Genomic DNA, 11,361 nt, shown 5'->3' on the forward strand with positions numbered 1-11,361 from the left:
AGGCACGCCGCCAGCGTTCGTCCTGAGCCAGGATCAAACTCTCAAATTAAAACTAATTTTGCTGGCATTACTTTTGTTACTTTGTTGCTTACAACTTTCGTCGTAAGTCTTATACTATTTTGTTTAGGTTGTGTGCACTATTCTATTTTCAAATACCTATGTTGTCGCTTGTGTTTAAAGCTTATCGCTTGTTTTGTTGTTAATTTTTATTGTCTGCCTCGTTTGAAGCAGCTTAATTATTATATTACGTGGCGATTGTTTTGTCAACTACTTTTGAAATTATTTTTTTATGCTGTTCTTCATTGCTATCCACTACCATTTCTTAATCAGTCAGTGGATTTTTAATTATAAACTCTTACATTTCATTTGTCAATATACTTTTATATCAAACTTTCAAAACCTTTTTCTTGTGACTTAAATTCAATACTTGCTAACTATATACATTCATATACTCTTATCTTATCTCCATTTTTAACGTTACCACTTGTTATTACTTTTGCATATGCTACTTTATTAGCTAACCCACAATTTCCTTCTCTATTATAGACTGGACATTGAACATGACATTCTTTTCCTTTCTGTATGATCTGAAGTATCGTTGTATCTCCTATACTTAATTTTGAGTGCTTACTTAATACCTCAAAATTAATTCCTGTGGTTGTTATATTTTCTGAAAATTTTGATATGCAAAACCCATCTTCTCTATCACTAGCCATATAAAACTTGGCATCTCCATCCATCATACTTATTTGTTTATCTTTACCGGAAAACACATCACCTCTTATGCCCAAACCTGCCTCTAACACAGCTTCCTCCACAATTACAGCCGACTCACCTCTTGACTGTTTAACTCTTATTGTCATTAATTGTGACATTTCAACACTCCTATCTAAAGTTATCTCAAGCCCTTGTATCTATCAATATTATTATCATTTAAAAACTCGTAGGCATCATTTATTTCTTGAAATACCTTCGTTGCATTTGATGATTTATTTATATCAGGATGATACTCTTTAGCTTTCTTTCTATAGGCTAGCTTTATTTCATACTTATCAGAATCTATACTAACACCAAGTATAGAGCAACTTTTTTCGTACTTACTTTTAAACTCAGAAGTAGGATTGGTGCTACTGTAGCCACTTGCACCTCCTTGTGATCTTTGATATTCATTCCATTGTCTAAATCTATCTTCCCAAGCTTTTTGATTTTGAGCCTGTCTTTGTTCCTGTTCTTTTCTACGCCTTTCCTCTTCCATCTTCTTGTATTTGTCTCCGTATTCATTAAAAGAATCAAACACCTTCTTCTTACCATCTATTAAATAGAAAGAATAGTCAAATAAAAACTCCGTAACCATATATTTAACATATTTTAAATAGGATACAAACTTAGTCCCCAAAATCGGAAATATAATAAAGAATAATATTATTAGCATTGAAGTTGGATTCATAAGTAACGCAATTCCTAAAGGTCCTCCTAACATCATTAACAGTAGGCACCCTCCCATACCTAAAAAAGCCATCATACCTTTTCTAATATTTCTTGTTAATGTTACTATGGTATCTACTATATTTATTAGTACATTTAATATAAAAGATATAACCTGTCCTAGTACATATGTAAGCTTACCTGCTATCTTTTTCATTGTATTCATAATTGAATAAGACTCCCCTTAATCTAAGCTATTGCTTAGTTGTCACCAATACTACATCACTTTATTTCTACATAGTAGTTTATAGTAACGATAACTTAAAATCATAAATTATTTATTAACTTTTGATTGATTTAAATGTTATAAACACACCTATAATACATAAACTTATTACAAGATAAAAGATGGAGTAATAATTTTCAAGAACATCCATTATTAATCCAGAAGCCAAAACTCCCAGAATAGCTCCTATGCCGTAAGCAGTAAATATCACTCCATAATTTTGACTATAATATTGAGTCCCATACATAGATAGTGTTGAAGTAGGTGCAATAGCTAACCAACCTCCTAGATTAAACCAAAATATTGAAAATGATATTGCAAATATTAATAGACTTCCTGTCTCTGCCATTAGCATTAATAATGCTGCTGTAGTAATTAATCCATAAGATATTAGCATTGCTTTTCTGGATGATAATTTATCAGTAATCCAACCAAATATTGGCCTTCCTAATCCGTTGAATACCGCAAATATCGATATTAGAATTGCAATATTTCTTGATGATAATCCTACTAGTTCCACGCCTACTTTACTCGTCATACCTATTAACATTAGCCCAATCATCGTCCCAATAAGAAAGTTAAAGTATAAACCCTTAAAGCTATCTGATTTAATCATAGTTCTTGTATTTATATCGTATTTAGTATCTTTTATATCTACTATATCAGTTGATTTTCTATTATCTAATTGCGTAGGATACTTTAAGGGATAGGCAAGTATAGGAATAATGACTCCAAATGATATTCCTAAAATTAAAAAAACCTTCATTATTCCATAGATTTCGATTAGATTCCTAGCAAGTGGTGCTGTTACTAAAGGAGATAATCCAAATCCAATCAGTATAAGTCCTACTGCTAGACCTTTTTTTTCTGGAAACCATCTCGTTACTACAGTAATTGGCGCACCATATGCTATACCTACACCTGAGCCGATTATCACACCATAAGTAATAGTCAACATATACACATTTGACGTAAAAGAAGATAGAATCCAACCTAACGCTACAAGCATAGCACCTACTGAAATGATTAATCTAGGACTATGTTTATCAATATGTCTACCTGTGAGCAACATGAAAATTGCGTAAAATGCCAAAGATACCATGTATGGCAGCCCGCTTTGAGTAGTTCCTATCTCAAACATTTCTTCTATGCCAAGTCTAAAAACACTCCAAGAATAGACAGTTCCTAAACACATCATTATTATAATTCCTAAAAGTACATAAAACCATCTCTTAGATTCAGTTATCTTTTGATTTATTATTTTTCTCATTTTACTTAAACCAACTTTCTGTCAATTTATCTGTTTTAGTTAGAATATATTGTTTTCTGCTATATAATTGAATTTATTTTACTGAATATGACAAGCCTCTTTAGATGTAATTTTCAACTTAATTAATATACTTAATATGTAATATATCTTATTATAGGTATTCTCATTTATGAATTCTATTACTACATAAAAAAAATAACAAGACTCTCTAGTGTGAGTTATGCTATTTGTTTTACTTAAATTTGCAATTAACTCTCCATAGCTATACTATTTTATATTCTTTGAATTGCTAGATTTGCAATCACTTTACTAATTTAGGCATTGTATAAATAAAACTGTCTAGATTAATATATAGCTTCAGTTAATATATTTTAAAAATTATAACACACAGATAAATAATTATAAAGCAAAAAATAGATGTTAAATATATGCTACATAAAGTTCTAGGCATATATAGACTTGCTTAGTGATTCTGAAAACGTTATATTATTGCCTATATCCTAAAAGAATAGTAATATACTATTGAGGTGATAAATATAAAAAGATTATTAGATTATCATATGCATTCCAACCACTCTTGGGATGGACAATCAACTATAGATGAAATGTGCCAAAGTGCTGTAAATAAAGGTATATCAGAAATCTGTTTTACGGAACATCTTGCTGTCAGAGAGGGTGACCCTTGTTATGGCCACTTGCAAATGGAGCATTATAATAACGATATAACTCGTCTAAGAAACTTTTACAATAATAAATTAATTATCAAAAAAGGTCTTGAAATAGGAGAACCTCATTTGTTAAAAGAAATGATACTACCTTTTACTACTAATCAAGATATTGATTTTATTATTGGGTCTGTGCATAATTTGGGAGTTTATGATTTAACAGTTTATATAGAAGGAAAAGAACAACTAGAAAGTTATAAAGCCTATTTCGAAGAATTACTTAAATGTGTTTCTTATGGCGATATGGACGTAATAGGACATTTTGATCTTCTGAAACGTTATGCCTTTGATATAAACGGTCAATATCATCATTCTGATTACAAAGACTTAATTCATGAGATACTTAAAAAAGCAATCTCAAGAAATATAGGCCTTGAAATTAATACCTCAGGATTTCGCTCTAGTTCAATGGAAATTTTCCCTTCCCAAACTATATTAAATGTATATAAAGAACTAAATGGCAAAATTCTTACTGTAGGATCAGATTCCCATAGTGTTAGTATGATCGGTAATAATATTGCTCCAGTATATCTTATGCTAAAGCAAATTGGTTTTGATGCCGTATATTCTTATAATAAAAGAACTCCACATGCTGTGAAATTATAAAGCGAAACTTTATTTAGTAGGGGTTTTGAAGCGTGAGCCTTAGTGCCTGTTAATGTGGATAAATTGGTTTGGTATGAGCAGAAATTCCACTTAACTCTGCTCTTCTCCCAAACCACTCTCTATAAATACTTTTGCAATCTCGGGATCAAATTGAGTACCTGCATTTCTTTTAATTTCTTCCATTGCATCTTTTTTACTCAGTGCTTCTTTATAATGTCTCTTGCTAACCATGGCATCATATGCATCCGCAACTGCAACGATTCTTGATTGCCAAGGTATTTCCTCGCCTTTCAAACCTTTTGGATACCCTGTTCCATCCCACCTTTCATGATGGGCTAATACATAACCAGCTAAAACTGCATACTCATTTATAGAACTTAAAATCCTGTACCCAATTTCTGAATGCCTTCTTATTTCAATCCAATCTGATTCACTAAGTGACTTTGTTTCAGTTAATATTTTTTCATCTATAGCTATCTTGCCTATATCATGCATTAGACCAATGCTTTTAAGTTCACTTATTTGTTCATTTGTTAATTTTAATGCACCTCCAAGTTCAACACATAACTGACTAACACTTTTAAGATGGCTTTCTTCTATATTATTTTTTTCATATAAGGTATTAAGTATGATATCTAAAGTTTTGTACCTCAAGGAAGTATGTTCCGATAGTTTTTGCCTGTACATATTATCTTCAGCTTTTTTAAAAACTGTGACTACCTTCTCGTCGTGTCTATGCTTAGTCTCCCAACCGCAGGCAATGGATAAATTAATAGAATCAACTTTTTCATTAGATATAATAGTATCCATTCTACTGACAATTAATCTTGCTTCATCAAAACTGGTATTAGGCAGTATTACTACAAACTCATCACCGCCGATTCTAGCTACAATATCATCTGAACGAAATTGTTTTTGAATAATCTCAGCTACTTTTTTTAATATGAGGTCTCCCACTAAATGACCAAAAGCATCATTCGCTAGTTTTAAACCATTTACATCAATCATTACTAAAGTAAGTGGTAAATTTCTCTCAGTATCAAGTCTTATTAATTCCTCTTCAAAAAATCTACGATTATATAAACCTGTCAATTGATCGTGAAAACTTAGGTATTCTACTTTATCTTGTCTTTCTTTCTTTTCAGTAAAATCTTTAAAAACGTATACTACTCCATTAATATTATTATCTTCATCTTTAATAGGTGCGCTGCTATGTTCAATAGGGTATTCGATACCTTCTTTAGAAATTAAAATAACATTGTCAACAAATTCTCTATTATTATTTATCCCTAATAATTTTGAATAGCGATTTTCATATTTTTCTCTTGTAAACTCATTTATAACGTTGAACACCTTATCTAATGGTTGTCCAATTGCGTCTTGCTGAGTCCAACCTGTAAGCTGTTCTGCTATTTTATTTAACAATAGTATCCTACCACGATTATCTGTCGAGATAACACCATCACCAACGGATAGTATTGTCATTTTCAAACGTTCTTTTTCATTAAATATTAACTCTTCCATTTTTTTTCGTTCACTAATATCTTCTACAATACTAGTTCCACCCTCAATTAGTTTATCCTCTGATACTATTGGGACAATCGTTACTCTTACTGGTGTTATTTTATTAGCAGTAAGAGATTTATAATTTCCTTCATATGTAGTTAATTTACCTTCTAGGGCACCCTGTATAGCTGCTGTTATTTTAACATCTGGTAATCTTAACGTATCTAAACCAATAAGAACTTCACGAGATGATCCAATTGTTTTAGCGAATTTTTCATTACAGTCAGTGATTATTCCTTTGTTATTAAAATAAAATACACCTAAAGGTGAATGCTCAAACATAAGTCGATATTTTTCTTCACTCTGTCTCAATGCATCCCCCATATTTTTACTGTTGATAATATCAATACGTATATCAGGTTTGCGCTTAGTTGATTTACGTTTTTGTTTCACACTTACACCACTTCCTTACCTAAAATTAATTTCACCTCAATTAGCACCTTCCCTGATATTAACGACACACAATGCACTTCAAATAATTCAATATATTAAACAAATATATTAAAGAATATCACTAGCTACAATAAAAAATTCAAATTTTATATATCAAATATACCACAATAATACCCTAATCAATCTTGCTATTGTATAATTTATCTAATATATTTCACTTTTCTTATGTAGACAGTAGCCAAATGTCTGCAATGTAATATGTACTATCAGGTTGACCCTGTCAGGGTTGGCGAGGCTTGTAGCGACTAAAAGGAGCAAGAAGCCCGCTAAATAAGTGTGTGTAGATTATATGTAATACAGTTAACTACTTACTACGTAATAAAAGTTCTCATTTATGAGAACTTTTATTATCTGTTAATTTTAATATAATACTTTTGTCTATCATTATTAAATGCGAATTAAATTATTCCCTTTATTAATTACACTTAGAATAAATTTAGATTTATATAACTAGTGTTGAGCTTGAAAACAACTGATAACTGTTGTTTCATCTACTCCTCCTGTAATAACGAACCTTGTATTTTGTAAAAAATTAGTAACAGTAATCATCTTAGCAGTATCATGTGCTACGTTTATAACTGATCCTGTATCTTCTAACCAGTTTGTTCCATCAGGACTTAATTCCACCTTTAATGTGATATCTTGATTTGCTGAAGTTGTTCCTGTGTTTTTTACAAACCAATTGTATGAAGTTTCTTTCGAAATATCTTGTACTTCCGAATATACAGTAGTTGCGCTACTTATAGTTTGTGGTGTTAAAGGTATTGCTTCGCCAAACGCATCTACATTGGTAAATATCAGCTCACTTTCTACTTTACCAATTACATTTGTTCCTGCTGATAATTCAACATTTAATTCTGTATCACCATTTACTACTTTTACGTCATTAGTTATTGTATCTACTGTCGTTACTGATGCTACATTATCTATATCTGTTCCATCAACTAATGATACTTCTGTTCCAGGCGATAAAGATACTTCAGCGCCTGGCGCTAGCGTTACTTCTGATCCTGCTCCGAGATCTACAGTCCCATTTATAGCTAGGCTCCCAGTATTATCAACTTGTAGTGGCACTACATTTTCAGTTGTATTATCTAATACATATATTTGACCCTTTAATTGGGATGGTGAATCTTGAAATATTGGCATTCCTGGCATTAATTTATCACTCCATATTTTTTTTAGGGTATACCCTAATCTATTCTATGTTTTAATTGTAAAAATGGATAATGATATTTAATCTTTTGATTGAAACCATAACTTAATTAAATTAATACTACTAGACTGTACTGATCTATAAGAAATTCTAACATATTGACTTTCTCTCATTGGTTGTAAATACAATACTGAGTTGGCAGTTATTAAAAATGGTCCAGAATCTTGAAACACTATAGATTTGTCAGGGCTTATTTCAATAAATATTTCCACGCCACTACTTCCTAGATTTTCAATGAAATAATAGTATTTGTTTAAATTAATGCAATCTATCCAATTAGAATAGTTTAATATATTTGTTGATAAATATTCTTCAACAATATTAACTGGTTTAAATATATCAGACATAGTTAACTCTAATACGGGACCTTTTTTCTTATCTATAGATTCAAATTCTTTCAATCCACAGCAGCGCATTTTATCTTTTGTATAAACACGTAATTTTAGGTTGTCACCATTTCTACATTCTAAGATACTGGTAATATCCCATTTATATGTGCCTACATTAAACACTTTAACACTTATAAGATCATTGTTAATACAAATATTCATAGAATCCTTTTCGCTACATACTGATTTACAGTACATCTTTAATATAGCTTTATTAACAATCATATTGGTATACAATATAGGTTTAAAAATAAGTTCAGAAAGATAATAGTTATCGTCACTACACTTTCCAACTAAAATAATATCTCTCCTTATATTCTTACAATATTCTGTGTAACTTTTCACTTCAATTGGATTTACCTGCAAAGTACGCATTCTTTCACCACTCTAGTTTAATCTTACTTTATGATAGACATTCACATGAATTATGTTACAAAACATATTTAAAAAATCTGCTGAGGATAAAGTAGGTAATACAATTCAACATAATAAGTGGTATACTTTATTTAGCATGAAATAAAAGAAATAAAAGGTGAACTCAATGGATACTAATCATAAATTTAAGTTTATTGTAACTATATTAATATCGTTAGTCCTTACTGGTACAATAGGGTATAAAATTTTACTCGATATCAGCATCATAGATGCATTGTATATGACTGTTATAACTATATCGACTGTAGGATATACAGAAGTTGCTGAAATGGATGTAAACGCTAAAATTTTCTCTATATTCATTATTTTCTTTAGTTTAGGTACTGTTGGTTATTTATTTACTAATTTAGTTTCTTCGTTTTTAGAAGGAGATTTAAAAGATATATGGAGGAAGAGACGGATGGAAAACAAGATAGCTGAATTAAAAGATCATTATATAATATGTGGAGGAGGTGAAACTGGCCAACATGCTATAAATCAATTTGTGAAAAGCAATGCACCATTTATTGTAATTGATAAAGATGAAGAAAAAATAAATGAACTAATTAGAAACAACATCTATGCCATTCACGGAGACGCTACTCAAGATTCTATATTAGATAAGGCTAGAATACAACACGCCAAGGGGCTTCTATGTTCATTATCTAATGATGCCGATAATGTCTATACCGTACTAACCGGAAGGCAAATGAATGAAAATCTGTACATTGTATCTCGAGCTATCAATAAACATACTGATGAAAAGTTAAAAAAAGCTGGTGCTAATAACACTATCTCACCAAATGAAATAGGTGGAAGTAGAATGGCAGCTCTTATGCTTCGACCTACTGTTATAGCTTTTTTAGATTTAATAACTCATGCTGGAGACGTAATTTTAGACCTAGAAGATGTGATTATTTGCGACAATTCAACTATAGTGAATAAGACTCTTGGAGAAGTAAAAATTCCAGAAAAAACAGGACTAATAATATTAGCTATAAAAAAATGTAATAGTGATAATTTAGTCTTCAATCCTAGTTTTGATGAAATACTAAAAATAGGTGATACCATGGTAGTTTTAGGTACGGAGAATCAGGTAAATAAACTTAGAGAGTTTGCTAATGATAAAGGCCAAAGATGCATACAAAAATAGAGAACAGTTTCTGTTCTCTATTTTCAACTTGCTAAGTAATTGTACTAGACATTTTATCAAGTATAATCGACTAATTTTGTAAATTTATTTTATTAACTTTATCAAATTCTTCTTGAATTTCTATTGAAGGTTCTTTATCTAAAAGACTACATACTACAATAACTACTAGTGATAATATCATTCCTGGAACAATCTCATATAGATCAAATATGCCACCGCTGAGGTTTTTCCAAACAACTACAGTTATACCCCCTGCAATCATACCCCAAAGAGCTCCATTTCGAGTCATACGTTTCCAATAAAGAGATAATAAAATAACAGGACCAAAGGCAGAACCAAATCCAGCCCACGCATATGAAACTAATCTAAATACCGAGCTATTTTCATCCAATGCTAATATTCCAGCAATAAGTGCTATCAATATAACAGCTCCACGACTTACCCATAACAATTCTTTTTGAGATGCGTCTTTCTTATACACTGTACGGTAGAAATCACCTGTAATTGCCGATGATGTAACTAATAATTGTGAATCTGCTGTACTCATAATAGCTGCTAAAATTGCAGATAATAGTACTCCTGCAATAACTGCTGGGAATAAGTCAGATACTAAAACCATAAATATAGTCTCTGAAGCTCCTTCGTCTAATGGAGTATTAAGATAAACACGTCCAACAATACCTACTATAACTGCAGCCGCAAGAGAAATCACAACCCATATCATTGCAATTATTCGTGCTGGCTTCACTTCTTTTGCTGAACGAATAGCCATAAACCTTGCTAAAATATGAGGTTGCCCAAAATATCCAAAACCCCATGCAAACCACGAAAAAATGATTAAGAAGCTGATTGGCTCTCCTGTACTAAAGGTAAATATATTTTGAAAATCTATATATGCTGTATTTATGAGACCATCTACTTGACCAGCTGCCGATAAAGCAACAATTGGTGTAACTACAACTGCTATCAACATTAATAATCCTTGGAACATGTCTGTCCATGAAACAGCCATAAATCCGCCTAAAAACGTATAAGAAATAATAACTAAAACTCCAACTATTAAGGCTAATGTGTAATTAAATCCGAATACAGTATTAAATAGTTTTGCTCCAGCAACAAAGCCTGATGCAGTATAGAACAAGAAAAATAATAATATTAAGAACGCGGATATTAGTCTCAAAAGTTTAGAGGTATCTCTAAATCTGTTTTCAAAGTATTCAGGTAAAGTAATTGAATCACCTGAGATAAATGTATAATTCCTAAGTCTTTTTGCTACAAACCGCCAGTTAAGATATGTACCAATTGCAAGCCCTAAAGCTGTCCATACAGCTTCTACCATCCCATTAGTGGACGCATATGCAAGCCCTGGAAGCCCTAGTAAAAGCCAGCCACTCATATCTGATGCTTGCGCACTTAGTGACGTTACTAAGGGGTTAAGTTTACGATCTCCAATAACATAATCAGACATGCTCTCATTTTTTTTATAAAAGTAGATTCCCACTAAAAGCATTCCAATAAGGTAAAATATAAATACAATGTTTACTATCAAATGATCACCTCTTCAAATATAATTTAAGTGCCAACATGAAAACCCCAACTGAATAAAGTTTTACTTTAATATTCTATCAGTTTATTGAAATTTATGAAATAGTATCTGCGTATTAAACACGGCAATCGCATGAAAAGATATTTGGTTCAGCGAACCCTTTTTTAAAAATCATATATCAAAGTAGCTAACTTTATAGAGTATTTTTAAAACATTAGCAAACGATAGCTTCGCTAAATTCAAAAGAAGGAGACGATTAACGTTAAGAATTTTTGAAACTCGCTACGCTCAAACAGTCAAAAATTCTTAACG

Annotated in this window: 9 protein-coding genes; 2 read left to right on the forward strand and 7 right to left on the reverse strand. The window is 31.2% G+C overall.

Translation table 11 applies throughout. The features are described from left to right. Positions 1 to 434 precede the first annotated feature (434 nt). From GC105_RS15880 to GC105_RS15890, 3 genes are all read right to left on the reverse strand, one after another. Positions 435 to 875 (reverse strand): MOSC domain-containing protein, encoded by a 441-nt coding sequence (locus GC105_RS15880; RefSeq protein WP_152806797.1) that lies wholly within the window; start codon positions 873 to 875, stop codon positions 435 to 437. Between the two features lie 20 nt (positions 876 to 895). Then, positions 896 to 1,651, reverse strand: a complete 756-nt coding sequence (locus tag GC105_RS15885; protein WP_152806799.1) for a J domain-containing protein — start codon at positions 1,649 to 1,651, stop codon at positions 896 to 898. Positions 1,652 to 1,766: 115 nt separating this feature from the next. Continuing rightward, positions 1,767 to 2,981, reverse strand: coding sequence for an L-lactate MFS transporter (locus tag GC105_RS15890; RefSeq protein WP_152806801.1), 1,215 nt, complete (start codon positions 2,979 to 2,981; stop codon positions 1,767 to 1,769). A gap of 527 nt (positions 2,982 to 3,508) precedes the next feature. Between GC105_RS15890 and GC105_RS15895 the strand changes: the two genes are divergently transcribed. Then, the gene (locus tag GC105_RS15895) at positions 3,509 to 4,312 is read left to right on the forward strand and encodes a histidinol-phosphatase HisJ family protein (RefSeq protein ID WP_152806803.1); all 804 of its coding nucleotides are present in this window, start codon (positions 3,509 to 3,511) and stop codon (positions 4,310 to 4,312) included. 90 nt (positions 4,313 to 4,402) lie between these two features. Here GC105_RS15895 and GC105_RS15900 read toward each other — a convergent pair whose 3' ends face one another. The 3 genes from GC105_RS15900 to GC105_RS15910 all read right to left on the reverse strand — a co-directional run bounded on the left by GC105_RS15900 (position 4,403) and on the right by GC105_RS15910 (position 8,311). Next, positions 4,403 to 6,271, reverse strand: coding sequence for a diguanylate cyclase (locus tag GC105_RS15900; RefSeq protein WP_152806805.1), 1,869 nt, complete (start codon positions 6,269 to 6,271; stop codon positions 4,403 to 4,405). Between the two features lie 510 nt (positions 6,272 to 6,781). Continuing rightward, positions 6,782 to 7,489: a DUF6385 domain-containing protein gene (locus tag GC105_RS15905; RefSeq protein ID WP_152806807.1), complete on the reverse strand. Its 708-nt coding sequence runs from the start codon at positions 7,487 to 7,489 to the stop codon at positions 6,782 to 6,784. A gap of 78 nt (positions 7,490 to 7,567) precedes the next feature. Beyond that, positions 7,568 to 8,311: a DUF6385 domain-containing protein gene (locus GC105_RS15910; protein WP_152806809.1), complete on the reverse strand. Its 744-nt coding sequence runs from the start codon at positions 8,309 to 8,311 to the stop codon at positions 7,568 to 7,570. A gap of 166 nt (positions 8,312 to 8,477) precedes the next feature. On the opposite strand from GC105_RS15910, the gene GC105_RS15915 reads away from it, so the two are divergent. Next, positions 8,478 to 9,503: a potassium channel family protein gene (locus GC105_RS15915; protein ID WP_152806811.1), complete on the forward strand. Its 1,026-nt coding sequence runs from the start codon at positions 8,478 to 8,480 to the stop codon at positions 9,501 to 9,503. A 70-nt stretch (positions 9,504 to 9,573) separates the two neighbouring features. On the opposite strand, the gene putP is transcribed toward GC105_RS15915, so the two are convergent. Continuing rightward, on the reverse strand, positions 9,574 to 11,049 hold the full coding sequence (gene putP, locus GC105_RS15920; protein WP_425481542.1) for a sodium/proline symporter PutP: 1,476 nt from the start codon (positions 11,047 to 11,049) through the stop codon (positions 9,574 to 9,576). Positions 11,050 to 11,361: the final 312 nt, after the last annotated feature.

Source organism: Alkalibaculum sporogenes, assembly GCF_009362815.1.
Classification (GTDB): domain Bacteria; phylum Bacillota; class Clostridia; order Eubacteriales; family Alkalibacteraceae; genus Alkalibaculum_A; species Alkalibaculum_A sporogenes.

Bases quoted from the DNA above. Each gene is read 5' to 3' on its own strand.
- GC105_RS15910 (WP_152806809.1), bottom strand. From the start codon at position 8,311: ATGCGTACTTTGCAGGTAAATCCAATTGAAGTGAAAAGTTACACAGAA.
- GC105_RS15880 (WP_152806797.1), bottom strand. From the start codon at position 875: ATGTCACAATTAATGACAATAAGAGTTAAACAGTCAAGAGGTGAGTCG.
- GC105_RS15885 (WP_152806799.1), bottom strand. From the start codon at position 1,651: ATGAATACAATGAAAAAGATAGCAGGTAAGCTTACATATGTACTAGGA.
- GC105_RS15890 (WP_152806801.1), bottom strand. From the start codon at position 2,981: ATGAGAAAAATAATAAATCAAAAGATAACTGAATCTAAGAGATGGTTT.
- GC105_RS15905 (WP_152806807.1), bottom strand. From the start codon at position 7,489: ATGCCAGGAATGCCAATATTTCAAGATTCACCATCCCAATTAAAGGGT.
- GC105_RS15915 (WP_152806811.1), top strand. From the start codon at position 8,478: ATGGATACTAATCATAAATTTAAGTTTATTGTAACTATATTAATATCG.